Origin of the sequence: Erwinia wuhanensis (assembly GCF_030484085.1) — a bacterium.
Lineage (GTDB): Bacteria > Pseudomonadota > Gammaproteobacteria > Enterobacterales > Enterobacteriaceae > Erwinia > Erwinia aeris.
Genome location: NZ_JAUJUH010000001.1, coordinates 470,030 through 489,176 on the forward strand (window position 1 = coordinate 470,030; position 19,147 = coordinate 489,176).

General features: G+C 52.9%; 16 protein-coding genes. 10 read left to right on the forward strand and 6 right to left on the reverse strand.

What is annotated here, in order from left to right:
• Positions 1 to 456 precede the first annotated feature (456 nt).
• From QZH36_RS02135 to QZH36_RS02150, 4 genes are all read left to right on the forward strand, one after another.
• On the forward strand, positions 457 to 2,007 hold the full coding sequence (locus QZH36_RS02135; protein WP_301250819.1) for a pyridoxal phosphate-dependent decarboxylase family protein: 1,551 nt from the start codon (positions 457 to 459) through the stop codon (positions 2,005 to 2,007).
• Between the two features lie 10 nt (positions 2,008 to 2,017).
• Positions 2,018 to 3,310 carry a lysine N(6)-hydroxylase/L-ornithine N(5)-oxygenase family protein gene (locus QZH36_RS02140; protein WP_253454157.1) on the forward strand — a complete coding sequence of 431 codons (1,293 nt, stop codon included), beginning with the start codon at positions 2,018 to 2,020 and terminating at the stop codon, positions 3,308 to 3,310.
• A 1-nt stretch (position 3,311) separates the two neighbouring features.
• Complete coding sequence (locus QZH36_RS02145; protein WP_301729551.1) at positions 3,312 to 5,669, forward strand: GNAT family N-acetyltransferase; 2,358 nt, start codon at positions 3,312 to 3,314, stop codon at positions 5,667 to 5,669.
• Between the two features lie 90 nt (positions 5,670 to 5,759).
• Entirely contained in the window at positions 5,760 to 6,992 is a 1,233-nt protein-coding gene (locus QZH36_RS02150; RefSeq protein ID WP_253454161.1) for an MFS transporter, read from the forward strand.
• 676 nt (positions 6,993 to 7,668) lie between these two features.
• Here the strand turns inward: QZH36_RS02150 and QZH36_RS02155 are convergent.
• Together QZH36_RS02155 and QZH36_RS02160 are read right to left on the reverse strand one after the other, a co-directional pair.
• Complete coding sequence (locus QZH36_RS02155; RefSeq protein ID WP_253454162.1) at positions 7,669 to 8,028, reverse strand: DUF6404 family protein; 360 nt, start codon at positions 8,026 to 8,028, stop codon at positions 7,669 to 7,671.
• A gap of 318 nt (positions 8,029 to 8,346) precedes the next feature.
• Complete coding sequence (locus tag QZH36_RS02160) at positions 8,347 to 9,285, reverse strand: ABC transporter substrate-binding protein (RefSeq protein WP_253454164.1); 939 nt, start codon at positions 9,283 to 9,285, stop codon at positions 8,347 to 8,349.
• A 566-nt stretch (positions 9,286 to 9,851) separates the two neighbouring features.
• On the opposite strand from QZH36_RS02160, the gene QZH36_RS02165 reads away from it, so the two are divergent.
• Positions 9,852 to 9,986 (forward strand): hypothetical protein, encoded by a 135-nt coding sequence (locus tag QZH36_RS02165; protein WP_301250822.1) that lies wholly within the window; start codon positions 9,852 to 9,854, stop codon positions 9,984 to 9,986.
• A gap of 1,275 nt (positions 9,987 to 11,261) precedes the next feature.
• Here the strand turns inward: QZH36_RS02165 and QZH36_RS02170 are convergent.
• Positions 11,262 to 12,284 (reverse strand): LLM class flavin-dependent oxidoreductase, encoded by a 1,023-nt coding sequence (locus QZH36_RS02170; protein ID WP_253454166.1) that lies wholly within the window; start codon positions 12,282 to 12,284, stop codon positions 11,262 to 11,264.
• An 86-nt stretch (positions 12,285 to 12,370) separates the two neighbouring features.
• Positions 12,371 to 12,763: a cupin domain-containing protein gene (locus tag QZH36_RS02175; protein ID WP_253454168.1), complete on the reverse strand. Its 393-nt coding sequence runs from the start codon at positions 12,761 to 12,763 to the stop codon at positions 12,371 to 12,373.
• Between the two features lie 249 nt (positions 12,764 to 13,012).
• Between QZH36_RS02175 and QZH36_RS02180 the strand changes: the two genes are divergently transcribed.
• On the forward strand, positions 13,013 to 13,798 hold the full coding sequence (locus QZH36_RS02180; RefSeq protein WP_301250824.1) for an OBAP family protein: 786 nt from the start codon (positions 13,013 to 13,015) through the stop codon (positions 13,796 to 13,798).
• Positions 13,799 to 13,847: 49 nt separating this feature from the next.
• Here QZH36_RS02180 and QZH36_RS02185 read toward each other — a convergent pair whose 3' ends face one another.
• On the reverse strand, positions 13,848 to 14,816 hold the full coding sequence (locus QZH36_RS02185; RefSeq protein ID WP_301729552.1) for an apurinic/apyrimidinic endonuclease family protein: 969 nt from the start codon (positions 14,814 to 14,816) through the stop codon (positions 13,848 to 13,850).
• Here QZH36_RS02185 and QZH36_RS02190 point away from each other — a divergent pair.
• The 3 genes from QZH36_RS02190 (at position 14,749) to QZH36_RS02200 (ending at position 17,454) form a co-directional block, all read left to right on the forward strand.
• Positions 14,749 to 14,976 (forward strand): hypothetical protein, encoded by a 228-nt coding sequence (locus QZH36_RS02190; RefSeq protein ID WP_301729728.1) that lies wholly within the window; start codon positions 14,749 to 14,751, stop codon positions 14,974 to 14,976. The genes QZH36_RS02185 and QZH36_RS02190 overlap by 68 nt on opposite strands.
• Before the next feature lie 219 nt (positions 14,977 to 15,195).
• Positions 15,196 to 15,423, forward strand: coding sequence for a helix-turn-helix domain-containing protein (locus tag QZH36_RS02195; protein ID WP_253454173.1), 228 nt, complete (start codon positions 15,196 to 15,198; stop codon positions 15,421 to 15,423).
• A 210-nt stretch (positions 15,424 to 15,633) separates the two neighbouring features.
• The gene (locus QZH36_RS02200) at positions 15,634 to 17,454 is read left to right on the forward strand and encodes a glycoside hydrolase family 15 protein (protein ID WP_253454175.1); all 1,821 of its coding nucleotides are present in this window, start codon (positions 15,634 to 15,636) and stop codon (positions 17,452 to 17,454) included.
• A 76-nt stretch (positions 17,455 to 17,530) separates the two neighbouring features.
• On the opposite strand, the gene QZH36_RS02205 is transcribed toward QZH36_RS02200, so the two are convergent.
• A complete protein-coding gene (locus QZH36_RS02205; protein ID WP_253454177.1) occupies positions 17,531 to 17,926 on the reverse strand; it encodes an Exc2 family lipoprotein in 396 nt (131 codons plus the stop codon).
• 237 nt (positions 17,927 to 18,163) lie between these two features.
• On the opposite strand from QZH36_RS02205, the gene QZH36_RS02210 reads away from it, so the two are divergent.
• Positions 18,164 to 19,117 (forward strand): aliphatic sulfonate ABC transporter substrate-binding protein, encoded by a 954-nt coding sequence (locus QZH36_RS02210; RefSeq protein ID WP_301729553.1) that lies wholly within the window; start codon positions 18,164 to 18,166, stop codon positions 19,115 to 19,117.
• Positions 19,118 to 19,147: the final 30 nt, after the last annotated feature.

The following is a 19,147-nucleotide window of genomic DNA, read 5'->3' on the forward strand; positions in this document are numbered from 1 at the left end:
GCCGCTTTGCCAGGTGTATTTCGACAGTACCAGGCTGCGTTTGTCGCATGCTCTGTGCACTTATGCCCGAATTGTTCAAAACGGCCTTATCCTTCACCGTCCTTCCGGCCCTTTCCCTTCAGATTATTCCTAAGAAAATTCGTCTTTTGCCGCCGCTTAATGTGATTTGCATCACACTTTTAGCATCAGATAGTGAGACGGGTGATTTGTACCGCCAAAAATGTTGAATGATAATGATTGTTATTTATAATCGCATTCAAACAAAAGCTGTTAACAGTAATTTAACCTATGGGTTGCACGCGGGATATTGTCTTTACAACGAGTAAGCATGACTCCCTGTTTTTTAAGGTGTTTCTCCTTTTTGCATCTCTTGATTTTTATTGGAATTTTCGAGCTGGTAATCCTGCCTGGTTAACGTAGGCAGAGTCTTTGCGTCTTAAAGTACAGGAACTAAATATGGTCTTACGCTCATTCGCTCAATCAGTCCCCTCTTCTGCTGTCGGTGATGTTAGCAGCCCTGAAAAATACATTTTCAATAACCAGCAGCTGCCTGCCTGGAATCAGCAAACCCAGGACGTGCTGGCGCTAATGTCCAGAACACTGGAGGCCGTTGAGAAGCCATTTAGCGGCATCCTTCCCCATGAGCTGGCCACAGCGTTCAGCGAGGTCGATTTGGATCGCCCGCTGGGCAGTAACGAAGAGGCGCTGGCAGAGCTTAGCCAGCTCTACCTCCGTGACGCTGTCTGGTTCCATCATCCTAAATACCTGGCGCATCTCAACTGTCCGCTGGTCATGCCTTCTCTTATGGCTGAGCAGATCATGGCCGCCGTAAACAGCTCGGTAGATACCTGGGATCAAAGCGCAGGCGGCACGCTGATTGAGCAAAAAGTTATTGACTGGACCCTGGGCCGTATTGGCCTGCCTGCTGAATCGGATGGGATTTTTACCAGCGGCGGTACCCAGTCTAATTTGATGGCCATGCTTCTGGCACGAGACAGCTGGTGTGAAGCCCATCATCCCGGCCACCTTATTAAACAGCGGGGGCTGCCTGAAGATGCTGCTAAGTGGCGAGTATTCACTTCAAAACTCAGCCATTTCAGCATTCAAAAGTCGATGGCGATCCTTGGATTGGGTTATGACGCCGTTATCCCCGTTGATTACGATGCACATTACCGCATGGACGCGAAACAGCTTGAACAGGAGATCCTGCGCTGCCATGAACAGGGATTAATCCCGATCGCCGTTGTTGCCACCAGCGGCACCACCGATTTTGGCAGTATCGATCCGCTTCAGCAGATAGCGGGCCTTTGCCAACATCACGGCTTATGGATGCATGTTGACGCTGCCTATGGCTGCGGCCTGCTGGTATCAGAAAATCATCGCCACCGCCTGAACGGTATTGAACAGGCCGACTCGGTGACCGTCGACTATCACAAATCGTTCTTTCAAAGCGTCAGCTGCGGCGCTTTCTTCGTGCGTAACCGCAAACATCTGAAGCACGTTACCCACCATGCTGACTACCTTAATCCGTTAAGCGCCCAGCAGGAAGGCACGCCAAACCTGGTCAATAAAAGCATTCAGACTACGCGTCGTTTCGATGCCCTGAAGATGTGGCTGACGCTGCGCATCATGGGGCCGCGCATGCTGGGCGAAGCTTTCGACAGCATTATCAACCTGACGCAAATCGCCCATCAGCTGCTGAACCAACATCCCGCTATCGAGGTGCTCCATGCGCCCGAGTTGACCACGCAGATTTTCCGCTACGTTCCCGAGTCAGCGATGAGCGAGGCACAAATTGATGACATTAATGTAGCGATTCGTAAGGCGCTGTTCCGTTCCGGAAATGCCGTCGTTGCCGGTACCAAAGTAGAAGGACGTCAGTATCTGAAATTTACCCTGTTAAATCCCACCACCACCCCTGCTGACCTCGAAGACGTGGTCAGCCTGATTGCGTATTACGGGCGGGAGCAGATGCGGCTTTCTCTATTGACCCCGGCAAACCAGTGAGAGCGTTAAAATGAATAAGACTGTTTACGATTTTATCGGTATTGGTATTGGCCCTTTCAACCTGGGGCTGGCCTGTCTTAGTGAACCGGTTGAAGGCCTGAACGGCTTCTTCCTCGATCGGAATCCGGGATTTGACTGGCACACCGGCATGATGCTGGAAAACGCGCATTTGCAAACGCCCTTTATGGCCGATCTGGTGACCCTGGCCGATCCTACCAGCCCTTACAGTTTGCTTAACTACATGAAGGAAAAAGGAAAGATATACTCATTCTATATTCGGGAAGACTTCTTCCTGATGCGCAAAGAGTATAATCAGTACTGCCAGTGGGCCTGTTCGCGACTCAGCAATCTGCGCTGGAATACGCATGTTGATTATGTCAGCTACGACGAAGAAACGGGCGCCTACCGTATTTCCGCCACCGATACCCGCAGCGGCACACGGCATGAATGGTTCGCGCGCCGTCTGATCCTTGGCACGGGCCCTACCGCCTGGTTACCCGAATGTAGTATTCCGCACCGCCAGCGCCTTACGCATTCCAGCGAATATCTGCTGAACAAAGCAGAGCTGCAGAAAAAACGTTCGATAACCGTGTTGGGCAGCGGACAGAGCGCCGCAGAAATTTATTACGATCTGCTCACTGAAATCGATCGCTTTGGTTACCAGCTCAACTGGATCACCCGCGCGCCGCGTTTTTATCCGCTGGAATATACCAAACTGACGCTGGAGATGACCTCGCCTGAATGGGTGGACTATTTCCATGATTTGCCGCCGGGCAAGCGCGACGAACTGAATGCCCGCCATAAGAACCTCTATAAAGGTATCAACAGCAGTCTTATCAACGACATTTACGATCTGCTGTACATCAAGCAGCTTGACGGCGAACTGGACGTGAATCTGTTTACCCACTCGGCGCTGACGGATATGCGCTGGCTGCCGCAGGGAGAATTCGAACTATCGCTGCATCAGCAGGAGCAGGATTGCACATTTACCCGGCGCACCGAAGGGTTGGTTGTGGCTACCGGCTATCAGTATCGTCCGCCGGCGTTTCTTGAAGGCGTGACTCAGCGTCTGCGCTGGGATGAAAAGGGTCGTTATGATGTTCAGCGCAACTACAGTATCGATAAGCATAACCAGATCTTTGTGCAGAACGCCGAGCTTCATACCCATGGGTTCGTAACGCCCGATCTGGGTATGGCCTGCTATCGCAACTCGGTTTTGCTGCGTGAGCTGACCGGGCGAGAAGTCTATCCGATCGAACGGCAAATTGCCTTCCAGACCTTTCCTGCACAAACGGAGCGATAACATGTCATCGCCTACAATTTTTAGCGCCGACCGTCCGGCCGGCACGTTCAGCCTCCGGCCTATGCGCGCAGAAGACGCTGTGTTGATCCATAGCTGGGTTACGCGTGAATATGCGCGCTTCTGGGGGATGCAGACACATAGCCCTGAGCAGGTTGCCGCTTTTTACCAGGATTTAACGTCCTCCGATCCGCACGCAGCGCTGATCGGCTGTTGCGACGATCGGCCTGTGTTCCTGATCGAATGCTACCGCGCCAGCGACGATGAGGTAGGTAAGTTTTATCCTGCCGCGCCGGACGACTATGGCATGCATATTTTGATCGCCCCTGCCAGCCAGCCGGTCAGGGATTTCAGCTGGCAGGTTTTCACCCTGGTGATGGATTACATGTTCAGCCGACCGGAAGTGAACCGCGTAGTGGTTGAGCCAGACGTACGTAACGACAAAATTCATGTGCTAAACAAGCGTGCGGGTTTTCGTTATCAGCAAACCATTGATATGGGACACAAAACGGCCTGGCTGGCCTTTTGCCAGCGGGAAGATTACCAACACGCTCTACTGCAGGAACAGCTGAATATGACCACTGAAACGACCTCACTGCTGAACGGCGCTCATCTGACGTGCGATAACTGGACCCAGGCTAACCGTTTGCTGATCCGCAAAGCTATTGCCGAATTTGCTCATGAAAAAATCGTAACGCCTGTTGAAACGGGTGATTGCCGCTATATGTTGTCCGTACCGGGAAGCGAATTAACTTATCATTTCCGGGCGATGCGCCTTGCGCTGGATCATTGGGAAATTGAGGTTGAGTCGCTGAGCAAACAGGAGAATGGTCGTGCTCTGCCGCTGGATGCGCTGCAGTTTATCGTTGAGTTTAACCAACAGATTGGCATCCCACAGGCGCTGCTGGCAACATATATGGAAGAGATTAGCAGCACGCTGTGCAGCAGCGTTTTCAAGCTACAAAAAAACCAGCCTGACAGTCAGGCGCTGGTAAAAGCGGATTTCCAGACTGTTGAAGCCTCCATGACCGAAGGTCATCCCTGCTTTGTTGCCAACAATGGCCGTATTGGCTTTGATGCCCGTGACTATCTTGCTTTTGCGCCAGAGGCCGCTACGCCTGTCAGGCTCATCTGGGTAGCGGTTCACCAACGCAATGCCCATTTCTCCAGCCTGAGCAACCTGAGCTACGAGCAGCTGATGCGCGATGAGCTGGGGGAAAAAACCGTGGAGCACTTTACCCAGCAACTGATTAAAAAAGGGCTGTCGGCTGATGAATACATTTTCATGCCCGTTCATCCATGGCAGTGGCAAAACAAGTTGCTGACCGTTTTTGCGGCAGATATTGCGAATAACGATATTGTCTATCTGGGCAGCGGCGACGATAGCTATCAGGCCCAGCAGTCTATTCGCACTTTCTTTAATCGCAGCCAGCCCGGCAAACGTTATGTTAAAACGGCTTTGTCCGTGCTTAATATGGGTTTTATGCGCGGCCTGTCGCCTTACTATATGGCTACCACGCCAGCGATTAACGAGTGGCTGGAAAAGCTGGTTGTCGGTGATGCATGGCTGCAACGCTGCGATTTTCGCATCCTGCGTGAAGTGGCGGCAGTGGGTTATCACAACCGCTATTACGAGCAGGCTATCAAGGGCGATTCCGCTTATAAAAAGATGTTTGCCGCGCTGTGGAGGGATAACCCGGCCGCCAGCCTGAAGCCCGGCCAGCGTCTGATGACTATGGCGTCTTTCCTGCACAGAGACCATCATCAGCAAGCCCTGCTGCCGGCACTGATAGCCGATTCCGGTTTACCGGCTAAAGAGTGGGTATCACGCTATCTGACCTGCTATCTCAGCCCCCTTCTGCACTGCTTTTATCAGTACGATTTGGTATTTATGCCGCACGGCGAAAACCTGATTATGCTGTTAGAAAACAATGTTCCGGTTAGCGCCTGTATGAAAGATATCGGCGAAGAAATTGCCGTAATGGATCCCGATGCGGTTCTCCCTGACAAGGTACAGCGACTGGCGGTGGACGTGCCGGAAAACCTCAAACTGTTATCGATCTTTACGGATGTTTTTGACTGCATCTTCCGCTTTATCAGTGCGATCCTGCATGAATCGGGCACCTTGCCGGAGGAAGAATTCTGGCAGGCAGTGGCACAGTGCGTTAAAGACTATCAACAGGCACATCCTCAATTCGCAGAGAAATTTTCTCGCTACGACATGTTTGCGCCGGAGTTTACCCGCTCCTGTCTGAATCGTCTGCAGTTGGCAAATAATCAACAGATGATCAATCTCTCCGATCCGGCTGAAAATCTTAAATTTGCCGGAACGCTGATCAACCCGATAGCGCGCTGGCGTTAACGACCCCATTGTTTGCCTTAACAAAAGCTTTACTGACGCGACAGCTCTGGCGGCCGCGTTTTCCTTTTTTTATTCCGGGACAGTATACAGATGGCTCTTTATCACCCCCTATCGCAGTTGACTCGCCGACACCTGATTTTCCCGCTGTCGCTGGTGTTATTTGAGTTTGCAACCTATATAGCCCACGACATGATCCAGCCCGGCATGCTGCTGGTCACCCAGGAATTTGCCGTCGGCCCTGAGTGGGTCTCCACCTCACTGACTGCCTATCTTATCGGAGGCCTGATGCTGCAATGGCTGCTCGGGCCGCTTTCCGATCGGGTTGGGCGCCGTCCGGTATTACTCTCCGGCGTGGCTTTTTTTATGCTCACCTGTGTGGCTACGCATTGGGTACAAAGCATTGAACAATTTGTGTTACTGCGCTTTCTGCAGGGAATTAGCCTGTGTTTTATCGGCTCGGTCGGCTACGCCGCCGTACAGGAAGCGTTTAATGAATCACTCAGCGTGAAGATAATGGCATTGATGGCAAACGTCGCTTTACTGGCGCCGTTAGCCGGGCCGCTGGCAGGCGCTGCTTTTCTCTCGGTGGGCGACTGGCGCACTATGTTCTGGCTGTTTGGCGGCCTGTCGGCGATTGCGCTGGTCGGACTGTGGCAGGCTATGCCTGAAACCGCTGGCGACAAAGGAACACCGCTCTCGCTGAAGTCGATTGGTAAAGGCTATTTTGCGCTTCTGCAAGATCGTCAGGTGATGAGCGGATCCCTGGCAATAGGGTTAGTGACTATCCCTTGTCTTTCGTGGGTGGCTTTATCACCAGTGATCCTTATTCATGATAGCGGGCTTAGCCGCATGGGGTATGCGCTGCTGCAACTGCCGGTCTTTATGGCCATGATTGCCGGCAATTTCACGCTAAGCCGACTTGCCAGCCGTGTATCTATTGCGCAGCCGCTGCGCCTGGGTGCCTGGCCTGTCGTCAGCGGGTTAGCCATGGCGGCGGTCGCCACCACCCTTAACGAGCACAGCTACCTGTGGCTGACGGCCGGGCTAAGCATTTACGGTTTCGGGACTGGTCTGGTCAGCGCCGGGCTTTACCGCATGACGCTGTTTTCCAGCAGCGCCGGAAAAGGAAGCGTGGCGGCAATGGTTGGCATGGTCACTATCCTGGTTTTTGCTCTGGGAATTGAAGCCGCAAAGGCCTCTTACTTCAGCGTCGGCAGCCGAGGATTCAGTCTGGTAAACCTTACCTGCGGCCTGCTGTGGCTGGGGCTGGTACTGGCATTTCTCCGCGAAAATCAGCGTCGACAGTCGGTGGTTCGCCCGTAATAAATACCGGCAACGGCGCGGCTTTCTCAACCTTCCCGCCGGTTGCCAGGACGAATCGATCGGCGCTTTGTTCGGGATCGACCAGAGCAAAGTGCCGATCGACTGGGCATCGCCGCATAAAATAAAATCGCTTTTCACGTGTAGCCAAAGCGTGCGATATTCGTTAACGGCGTCATTCTGAACACATACAGCTGCGATCCTTTCTTACTAAATTCATATAATGGGCATTATATGAATCCAGAAAAAGCAGGCGATCCGCCTGAAGAAGAACAATGGGATCCAGGGCGATCGGGATCGGGCTATTTTATAAACATCAGGATCGATAAAAACGATCGCGCTATGTAAATTCTGCAGCATATTACCCCTGCACATCCCACAGAATTCACGTAGCGCAACCAGATTAGAGTTGCCGGAAAAATGTACGGTTCAGGACAGATCCGTCATCGAAACGCCGATAATTTAATCAGGGCAACAAAGCTTCCCCGCCGGTGTCGTTTGAACAGGACGGCTGGGAAAGCATTTTCAGGAAGGCGATTTTTGATGAGCCGTTCGCGAGTACGGCCTGACAGAGGAAAATAAATGAGGCTCAGCCGGGCAAAAATGCTGGGGGAACGCGATGCGCCCTGTCGCCTGGATTTGGCGGAAAGGCGCAATCACGCTTCCCTCACCCACGCCGCTATATCTGTTCCCATTCAGGCAGGTGATTAGCTTTCTTTCGCCACAGCTGAAAAACGGACATCACAAGGCTAAACAACAGGCCTGCGCTCAGTATGGTTATAGAAGCAGAGAGTAAATCCACATACTGTGCTTTCCAGAACACAAACCACATCACGATCCCCCAGAATGGCGTATAGACAATCGTAAAGCTGAATAGATTAGTCATGAAAGGCGATAAAGGCGGCGGCGCCACCTCGAAGCCAAGGTTCCACAAAAGACGATGGCACGGCGGAGCGTAAGTGCTGTGCCACATCCCTTTCGCCCTCATCATTGCAAAGGCACGCCTTTTTTTTCCATCGAAAATCGGGGAGCTTTTCATAATAAATCCCTGGAATTTTTATTGTTATTTGAGTGTAACAGTTTCCGAAAGGAATGATTTCTTATTAGCACCGTTTTACTGAAACAGACAGTTAAACCATGTCAAAAGGCATAACGCCGGAGAATATCGCGTACTCAGCGGGCTGGCAGCCGACACAATGTGCATCAGGGAGGATGAGTTACCGCGGATGACAGGAATTTATCAGTATAAGCGTGAAACCATTAAAGCGCCCGTTCAGGCACTATGATTATTACGCTGTTTACTGCTCCGCGCCATGCCACGGCAGAAGTAAGCACCGGCCGAAAAATATCGGCAAGCTTAACGCTGACCGGCCTCTACGGTTATGCCCCGATAAAAGGTCGGCTCAACCCGTAGCGGCCTGGCGATCAGCCCCTGCTGCTGATAAAAATCGGCCGTTGCCTGCTGCTGAGCCACCGTTTGGGGATCGATAGCCTGCCAGTGTGCTTTCCTGCGGCTGAATGAGAGTTTTACCGCCTGCTGAGGAAAACCGATAATATGGGCCAGCGTTGCCGAATAGCCGTCAATATTGTTGTAGGCCAGCTGCTCAGCATGGGCCAGAAGATTCACATACTGCTGTAATGCCTGGCGTTTTTCCGCATTGCCGAGCGCGCTGTCGGTAGCAGCCAGAAAACTGTTACCTGCGATCAATCCCTGGCCATTAACCAGTACGCGGCCGATGCCGGAGGTTTCCGCCAGCGCGGTATAAGGATCCCACGTTGCCCAGGCATCTATCGCGCCGCTGGCCAGGGCGATTTTCGCGTCGCCAGGCGTAAGATAACGAAAGCGCACGTCTTCTGCCTTAATCCCTGCCTGTGCCAGCGCTTTCAACGCCACGAAATGGCCAATAGAGCCTCGCCCCGTTCCGATACTTTTTCCTTTAAGATCGGCCGCGCTGTGCAGCGTAGAATCCTTATTAACCACGATAGCTGTTCCAATTGGGTCAGATTTATCTACGGCGATAGCCTTGACCTGCGAGCCAGCCGCTATGGAAAATAACAGCGGCGCGTCGCCGATAATACCTGCATCTACCGCGCCGGCATTAAGCGCTTCCGCCAGCGGCGCGGCGGCCGGGAATTCCGCCCATTCAATATGGAAAGGCAGGTTTTTAAGCAAGCCGGAGGCCTCAAGCTGCGCGCGCATATTGCCTTTCTGATCGGCAATTCTTAATGTAGTCACGCCATCAGCATAAACCGACCCGCTTACGGCCAATGCCAGCAATACTATTAAATTTTTCATCTCGCCTTTTTCCCTGTCAGAAATTGTTCTAAGTATTTACCTAAGCCAAAATAAGATTAATCCCGCAGAGTACCGATACGCCGCGCAAAAAATCTTATTCTCACTGCCAGATTCAGATGAAAGCATCTTATTGTTTTTTGCCTGATAAATCCGACCGAAACTTATAACAATACTTCCATTACATTACTGAATAATAACTTTTATCAAAATTTACCTACGATAAGGTGCCGCTCCCCAGGCTCATCCTGGGCGTATGCACAAATCGTAAAAAGTCAGCCATAGCTATTTTATCCATATACGGGGTGTTTTGGAGTAGTAAAGCTTTCTCAAGAAGGCTTTAAGCGTATTTAGCCATTAAATTCAAAAAGATACTATAAGCCTGGCCATACTTATCAACTGGTCGAATTTTCGACCACACCATACGCTTGCTGGCCACTTTTATCCACAGAAAATGGGGATTACCTGTGCATAAAAAAGTATAAATCGCTCTGAAAAGCGCTACCGTTGCGGTGAAACGCCCTAATTCTGTTGATAATTTTTGCGAAACGCCGCCTCAGGCGTAAAAAATGAGCATCGCCAGGCAGCAAAAGTTCAGGGAGAAAGAGAAAGCGGCCATGCAGGCGCTGTGCCTGACGCTCGGGCGATTTATCTACAGCAATAAAAAACGCTGTAGCCAGCGGCCATCCAGTAGTTCGTCTTGAAGTTGTCCCTGGCTCAGCCTGATAAAAACGCAGCATACGGCTAAAAATGGCCCCCTTTGTTTTATTAGCCAACCGGCCGCAGGCTGTAAAACTACCATTACTTACCAATAAATGATCATTCCGTTTTTTTACGGACTATGTTACAGCAAGAATTATCTTTAAATAAAAGGTGTTAATATTTTATTTTACTGAGAAAGGCTAATGAAAATAAAATTTGAAAAGTCTCTTATAAACCCAGATAAAATAAGCGCAGCAGGAAAATTCTTTTGATTTTAATAAAATGCAACGCTGTTTCTTATTTACCACCTACGTGGCGATCTTCATTGCAGCGTCTTTAAATTCCACCGCTTTATCAATCAGCATGGTTTATGCATGAGGTGATATGTTTTTCACTACGAAAATTTTTCTCATAATTAAAATACTCCGCTAAGATAGTTTTCTTTTACGGTAGCCGCTCTCTTTCTTATAGAAATTATTTCCCGTGAATGACGCTAAATGATTTTTCCGATGATTTACGATCCCCTGTCAGACAGCCTCTTTTGCTGGATGGCATCCCCTCCGATCACCTACCTAAACCTGGTTAACATCTCGCTGTCGCGCGCGTTCTCTCCCCTGCCCTGTCCTTAAGGATCCTTCAGGCTTGTCTGCCAGGAAGGCTTATGGGTAAGCAAAAGAAGCGCATTAAGCCTCTGCTAAGCGCCAGCTGCTCGGTGTCTATTTGAGGTTATTGATATTGAAAATAAATGTATGTTGTAACTATTTTAGGTAACTCAGGCAGCTTACAAACCATAAGATGAACCGGCAAAGCAGAAAGGCACGCTCTGTAGCGGCTAAAAGCCGTACGCCGGAATTGCCGGTTTTCGATGGAAAAAGCGCGCCTTTGAAAGGATGAGAGCGAAAAGGATGTGGCACAGCACTTAGCAACAAGGTTGTATTGCGCGTAATACGGTAGAGAAGTGCCATACAGGCGAGACAGAAGGGAAAACGTTATGGCCCATCGTTTACTGAGAAAGTTCGGCATTGGGTTGATTTTATTTTGCCCGGCTCATGTGCCACCGGCTATTTATTATTCTTTGGATATCTGTCTTTAACTATTACCTTCCCTGCCAGGTTTAAGCGAAAAAATTTTGTGATACAGCCATTGGCATAGCTGAAATACGTTTAAATGGAGGTGCTGACCTTCGCCACAGCCAGCACCTTTTCTGCGCTTAACAGGATTACTTTTCCGTCGCTGACAGCGCTGCCTTTAACCGGCCAGGTTGCCCTGGCTCATTGCTACCGCCAACCCAGCTCCGGGGCGACATATTTAAGGATTGCTTCCAGCATATGCGTGCAATATGCCACGCCAAGCTGATTAGGGATGGTCAGCAGCAACGTATCCGCCTCGGCAATCGCTTCATCCTTCGCCAGCTGGGCAATCAGCTTCTCCGGTTCGGCGGCATAGCTGCGCCCGAAGATGGCACGCGTTTTTTCATCCAGGTAGCCAATCTGATCGCCACCCTGCCCGCTGCTGCCAAACCAGGCACGATCCTGTTCGCTGACCAACGCAAAAATACTGCGGCTGACCGAAACGCGCGGTTCGCGCTGATGACCCGCTTCCCGCCAGGCGGCGCGATAGGCACGGATCTGTTTTGCCTGCTGAATATGGAAAGGCTCGCCGGTTTCGTCATCTTTTAGCGTCGAGCTTTGCAGGTTCATCCCCAGCTTCGCGGCCCAAACCGCCGTGGCGTCCGAACCCGACCCCCACCAGATCCGTTCACGCAGCCCGGAGGAAAAAGGTTCAGGCCGCAGCAGTCCCGGCGGATTAGGAAACATCGGCTGCGGATTAGGTTTTGCAAACCCTTCGCCCTTCAACACTTCCAGCAGCGCCTCGGTATGGCGCCGCCCCATATCAGCATCGCTTTCGCCCTCCTGCGGGCCATAGCCAAAGTAGCGCCAGCCTTCAATGACCTGTTCCGGTGAGCCGCGGCTGAGGCCCAACTGCAAACGCCCGCCGCTGATTAAATCGGCCACGCCGGCGTCTTCCGCCATATAAAGCGGGTTCTCGTAGCGCATATCAATAACGCCGGTACCAATTTCAATTTTATTGGTACGGGCCGCAACGGCCGCCAGCAGCGGAAACGGCGCGCTAAGCTGGCGGGCAAAGTGGTGCACGCGAAAATAGGCGCCGTCGGCGCCCAGCTCTTCTGCGGCTACCGCCAGATCGATAGATTGCAGCAGCGCATCTGCCGCCGATCGGGTGGCCGACTGTGCAGAGGGCGTCCAGTGACCGAAAGAGAGAAACCCAATTTTTTTCATAGCATAATGACCTTTAGCGGCGCGCATCTGGCGCGTTGAAACCGTCATACTAACGCTGAAGCCTGGGCTTGTCTGCCGTCAACCGGTTAAAACTCCGCAGGCTCGCCGGGCAACGGCTCCGACAGCGGCTGTCCCTCTGCGCCCGCGTAGAAGATCACCAGCTCAGCGGCTTCGTCGGTGGTATAGCCGCGATGAATATCGCCCGTTGCCTCATTCAGCGCTTCGCCAGCCTTTACCTGATGCGTTCTGCCGCTCTCTTTATCTTCAATGGTCAGCTGGCCAGAGAGCAAATAAGCCATATTTGGCATCGGATGCGAATGCCAGGGCAGCGACGTATGCGGCGGAATAGTCATCTTCATTACCGTAAGCTGGGGTTTACCGGCGGGATAAGCGGTATAGGGCGTACCGTTCCAGGCTTCGCTGGTTTGAAGCAGTTCGGTCGTCTGGATCGTTGCTGAATCATTCTTTTGGTCAGTCAAGGTGGCCTCCTTTATAAAATAGCGTCCTCCTGTTTAACTTAGTAGAAGATCGGCCGCCGTGTCACAAAGGAGATGCCGCGCGCTGATTTCAGGCAGAAAAGTGGCGGGTAAAGGACGCCGGGCCTCACGCTGGTGAAGAAACATTGCCGGAACAACGACGTTGCGAAATGACCGTTACCTGCCAGGCTTTTACTGACATTTTGTATCAGCATTAAACAATTTCAGACACTTTCAAGTTACGGAGACAAAATGAAAGGAACCCTGCCTCTGATCGCCCTGCTGCTGTGCGGCTGCGGCGCGCACAATTCGCCCTCGCAAGTTACCAGCCCTGGCGCCCCGACCTCGACGGAAAAAAAGCTGCTGGATACCGGCGCGGCAGCGATGCAGTCCCGCCCGCCCATTGACGCTATTAACGCTTATCTGGACGGCTTTCATTTCTATAACGGCGACCACAATGGACAGATGGAGGCGCACCATTACGTCACCATTCTCAACGACGACGTGATGCAGGCGGTAATTTACGATGGCAACACGCGCGACGCCAAGCTGATGGGCGTGGAATATATTATCAGCGAAAGACTGTTTAAAACGCTGCCGCCGGAAGAGAAAAAGTATTGGCACAGCCATCAGTATGAGGTGAAATCCGGCACGCTGATCGCGCCTGGCCTGCCGCCGCTGGCGGAAAAAGCGCTGATGTCGCGTATCGTTAATACCTACGGCAAAACCTGGCATACCTGGCATACCGATCGTGATAAAACGCTGCCGTTGGGCATTCCGGCGCTGATGATGGGCTTTACCGCCGACGGCCAGATGGATCCGCGTTTGCTGATCGATCGCGACAAAAGATTCGACGTGGACACGAAGAAAATCAGAGAGTCACGCAAAGATATCATTGCGCATCCGGCAGCGGCAGGCGCCAACGCCTGGGAACATGGCGATACCGTCCAGCTGAAAAGCGTCAAGGGCGGCGGCGATATTGCTCATGGCGAAACCCATTTTACCACCTCAGAGCAGACCCGCAGCGGCAAGCTCTAGGCAAGGCGGGAAACGGAACATGTGCGCCATCGCGCATGTTCCGCGCTCGCTAATCCTGTTCTTTGTCCTGCCCTGCGTAGTTAAACAGCCGATCCCTCGCCAGGTTCTTCATTTTTACTTCGCACATGATATCGAACTCTTTGAACGATAAAGCCCAGTCGTTCAGCGTATCGTTAAAATAATAGTCGGAGTGCGCCCGCAGCTTAGTTCTTGCCACGCCTAACTCTTCCTGATTTGGCCAGCCGTGTGGCGGAATGATACCTTCCTGCGAAATCGAATAGTGCAGCACCGGCCTGACGCCGCGCCAGGAGGCTTCAATCTGCGCGATACGCGGATCGTCGGGCTGGATAAATTCGTTCTCTTTTACCCAATGGTGATGAATATCCAGCACGATGGGACAGAGCTCTTTCGCCTGAAGCACGTCATCCAGCGAACAGGAAATCTCATCGTTTTCCACCGTCAGCATGTTTTTCGCTTCCGGGCTGAGGCGGTGAAACGCGGTTTGAAATCCCTCAAAACCGCCCTTGCCGTTCATATGGATATTGATTTTAAAATCCTGGAAGGTTTTGCCATAGCCCATCAGCTTCGCGCACAGCGTGTGATATTCCACGTCTTCAATGGCGCGTTCCACCACCAGTGGATTATCTGACGCCAGCACGGAATATTGTCCCGGATGAAAAGAGAGGCGGATATGATGGGCCCGGGCGAAATCGCCGCATTTCGCCAGCGCCGAATGCAGTTCCGGTAAATAGTCCTGATACAGCTCGTTCGCTTCCGGCACCGTAAACAGAGGCAGCAGATCGCTTCCCAGCCGCATCATACGTAGCGCTTCCGGCTCTTTCGCCAGCGCTTCCAGCGTCAGGTAAAGATTGCTGAGATTATGCTGCGATATTTCGCTGATTAGCGCCAGCCGCGCTGCTTTATCCAGGCTCAAAAATCGGGTGCGCGTGGTGGCTCTTAATGGAAAAGGCTGTTTTGCCTCAGCATTAAAATATTTACAAGCAAAGCCCAGTTTCATGATTACTCCTGTTGAGACACCAGAACTGAGTGTAACAACTCAGGAAGAATTGTGGGGCGGCAGGCTGCCAGCCGCGCGGTTTTTCAACAATATTGGGAAAGCAGAAACGCCAGAAGGAGCATTAATAAGCAAGTCGCTGCCCAACCTGCCGTCTGATTAACTGTTACGGCATTCTGAAACCGACTTTCAGCCGGATCTCGACCGCAATGGCAAGCAGCATTAAAAAATATCACGGCTGAGAACAGGCAATAGTAGCGGCCCGGCCAGGCAGATGGCGAACACCAGGAATAGTCTTAAATGAAATTTAATGCTGTTAAATCAGAATGTTGTTATATAGATTCAGGATGGATCCCAGCCTGAATTTGCCGGAGAAAACACTTTGCATGACGGTCTGTTAATTAGCGTCGGCGAACGGGTACGTCTGTTCCGCAAACGCAAGCAGCTAAGTCAGATTGCCCTGAGCGAGCGTAGCGGCATCGATCGTACTTATCTTAGCGATATTGAAAACGGCAAGCGTAATATCAGTTTGCTTACCCTGAATAACCTGGCTCTGGCGCTCGATGTGCCGATTGAAATGCTGGTTTCTCGCCCGCCAGTGACGCTTTAATAACCAACACGCCTGCGCCATGCTATTTGCGGCCGCGCTTATTACGCTATTTTCCCCAATGTTGCCGCCCGGGCGCCGTCATGCCGGGCGCTTTGCCTGCGCAAGCTGAAAACTTATCTATACTTTTCAATCCAGAGCCTGATGTCATTCGGTGAGCCATCATCGTTTTATGGCTCAGGCCGTCTATATATTCTGAACAAGGGACGTCGAGTGAAAAATAAAACCTACCGCTCTCCCGTGCGTAAAGAGGGTTTTGCCGGTCTCGGCGACTATGCGGCTATCGGCGAGGGGCGCTCCGTGGCGCTGATCGCGCCCGATGGCGCCATCGACTGGTGGTGCGCGCCCAATCTGGACTCGCCGCCGCTGTTCGATCGCATCCTCGATCCCGGTATCGGCGGTTTTTTCCAGCTGGAGCCTGAAGGCAGCTACCGCGTCGAGCGGCGCTATCGCGAGGAGAGCAACGTCCTTGAAACGCTATACAGCACAGAAAGCGGATCGGTTCGCCTTACCGAATCGCTGAACAGCTCGCTGGCGGGCCGTCTGCCGTGGAGCGAGCTGGCGCGACGTGTGGAAGGCGTTGAAGGCGAAGTCGTGCTGAACCTGCGCCTTAAGCTGGGCACGATGGCGGAAAGCCGCTCGCCGTGGGTAGCGGATACCCATCACGGCGCGGTTTTTCATATCGGCGATCTGATGACCATGCTGCGCACCAGCGAAGACGTAACGATTAGCTGGCTGTGCGATGAAGCGGTCGAAGGACGCCTGGTCACCTCTCCCGGTTCGCATTCGCTGATAGCGCTGCTGGCGAGTGAAAAAGAGCCGTTAGCCGTGCCGGATCTCGCGGCGATCGACGACAGGATTGAAACCAGTCATACCGCCTGGCGCGACTGGGTCAACCACCTTTCTTATCAGGGGCTGTTCTCACCGCACGTTAAGCGTTCCGCGCTGTCGCTAAAATTTCTCTGGTACTCGCCAACTGGCGCGCTGGCGGCTGCGGCGACGTCATCCTTACCCGAAGGCTTTGGCGGCGAGAAGAACTACGACTATCGCTACGCCTGGGTGCGCGACGCCTGCCTGATCATTAAATCCTTCGTCTACCTGGGGGCGCTGGAAGATTGTAAGGCCGCTTTTTCCTGGCTGACGCACACCATTATCCGCCACGGCGTGAAGCTGCGCGCCTGCTATACCCTGGACGGTAGTCTGGTGCCGGAAGAGCGTTACCTGCCGCTCAGGGGCTATGAAGATTCACAACCCGTGCGCGTGGGTAATAATGCCCGCGATCAGGTACAGCTCAGCATGTATGGCGATATGCTCTCTACCGCCCGGCTGTTTATCCAGGCGGGCCACGTGCTGGATATTGCTACCTCACGAATGCTTGGCGAACTGGCCAACTGCTGTGCCGACAGCTGGCGGCAAAAGGATTCGGGGATCTGGGAGCTGCCCGACGAACAGCACTACACCCACTCCAAAATGGCCTGCTGGCTGGCGCTGGATCAGGCCGTCGCGATGGCCGAAGGCAAACATATCGAACCTACCTGGGTCGGCCGCTGGGAGCGCGAGCGCGATCGTATTCGCGACTGGATCGAAGAGCACTGCTGGTCGGAGAGCCGCCAGGCCTATCTGTTCTATGTCGGCTGCGAAGACAGGCTGGACGCCTCGCTGGCGCTGATGCACCATTATGGCAACAGCGTCAATCCCGAACGCATGCTGAAAACTTATGACGCCATCCGCCGTGAGCTGGGCCACAACAGCGCCATGCTGTATCGCTACAGCGGCGTGGAGCAGGAAGAAAGCACCTTTGTGGCCTGCTCTTTCTGGCTGGTGGAAGCCTGCGCTTCAATGGGGGATACAAAACGCGCGGAGGCGTCCATGCATGAAATTCTGGAAAGCCTGTGCGACAGAGGCAACGTAGAAATCTTTAACGAGATGTTTGACGTCAGAACCGCCAGCTGGCGCGGCAACCTGCCGCAGGGGCTGAGCCATCTGGCGCTGGTCTGTGCGGCCCAGGCATTAACCGAAGCTAAAGGCGAATAAAAAAAGGTTAAGGCAAGGATGGCTCGCCCGTGGTCATCCTTGCCGCCATGCGCTGGCTTACCTGATTGACGCAGCGCTAAGGCCTCCCTTCATAGCCATCCCGATAGGTCGCTGTCAGCGCATCGGCCAGGATCTTACGCTCTTTTTCTGGCCGATCGGCCAGGTACGTCTGACCAAGAAAAGTATGGGTAACGGCCTCATCCGGCAGGTTTTCAGGCTTGAGCAGACAGGCGGCTTTTTCTTCCATTTGCGCTTTACTTAAGCCGGCAGCCCTGTCCTTTACGCCTGCCTGATAAACAGCCTGAAAGCCGGGCCGCATCACGCGGATGGAGTCGGCCAGCAGCATACGCGTATTAGGATCGAAATTGGCGTCCGCAATTTGATGGACGGCATGGGTGGTATGGCGTTCTACGCTGCCCTGAGGCGCGCAGGCACAAAGCAGCAGCGCCAGCGCGCTGACTAATCTTTTCATCTTTTTCATCCCTGTTTTAACTGATTGCTATTTCCCTGAATATTGCCGGGTAAATTTTGCACAATCCGTGTCTGGCATGCAAGCCATCACGATCGAAAGCTGTGACCTGTTTCCATTTTTTACCCCAGCCGCCTTCAATGCCAATATGTTTTTTCATGCTAAGGACAGCAGATTTACTCGCTAAGCGCTGCGTAACCAATTTGCTATGGTGCGCTGATGACTTTTACGGGGAAAACCATGAAAAATTATCTTGTTAGCAGCCTTGCCGCGCTGGTTCTGGCGGCCACTTCACAGCAGGCGCTGGCGGCAAGCCAGCCGGAAACGGTCAATATCGGCTATCAGAAAGCGAATATTTTCGCGCTGCTGAAATATCGCGGCACGCTGGACGACGAATTTAAAAAACAGGGCATTCAGGTACGCTGGGTGGAATTTCCGGCCGGGCCGCAAATGCTGGAAGGACTGAACGTCGGCAGCATCGATCTGGCCGCAACGGGCGACGCGCCGCCCGCCTTTGCTCAGGCCGCACAGGCCGAACTGGTCTATCTGGGCCACTCGCTCGCTAACCCTAAAACCGAAGCCATTGTGGTGCCGCAGGCTTCTTCCATTAAAAATGTCGCCGATCTGAAAGGCAAACGCGTGGCGCTGAACAAGGGCTCGGACGTTAACTATCTGCTGATTACCGCGCTGGAAAAAGCCGGGCTGAGCTATAAGGATATCAAGCCGGTTTACCTGCCGCCTGCCGATGCCCGCGCCGCCTTCCAGCGTGGCGCAGTGGACGCCTGGGTTATCTGGGATCCTTACCTGGCGGAAGTAGAGACTAACGCCAGAGCCAGAATAGTGCAAAACGCGGAAGGACTGGTGCCGCATTACACCTTCTATCTGGCCAGCCGTAAATTTGCGGAAGCGCACCCGCAAACGGCGGAAAAAGTGCTGGGCGAATTGGGCAAGCTCAGCGACTGGGCTAACGGCCATCCCGAAGAAACGGCGAAGATCCTCTCATCCTCAACCGGCCTGCCGCAGCCGATCTGGCAAAAAGCCCTCGCCAGAATGCCTTTTGGCGCGCAAAGGATGACGCCGGAAGTGTTCAGCCAGCAGCAGGCGCTGGCCGATAAATTCACGCAGATTGGCCTGCTGCCGGTGAAGGTGGAAGTCAGCAGCGCCACCTGGACGCTGGATAAGAAACCACAGTAGGCCCGGACACGGGCGGCACGACGCCGCCCG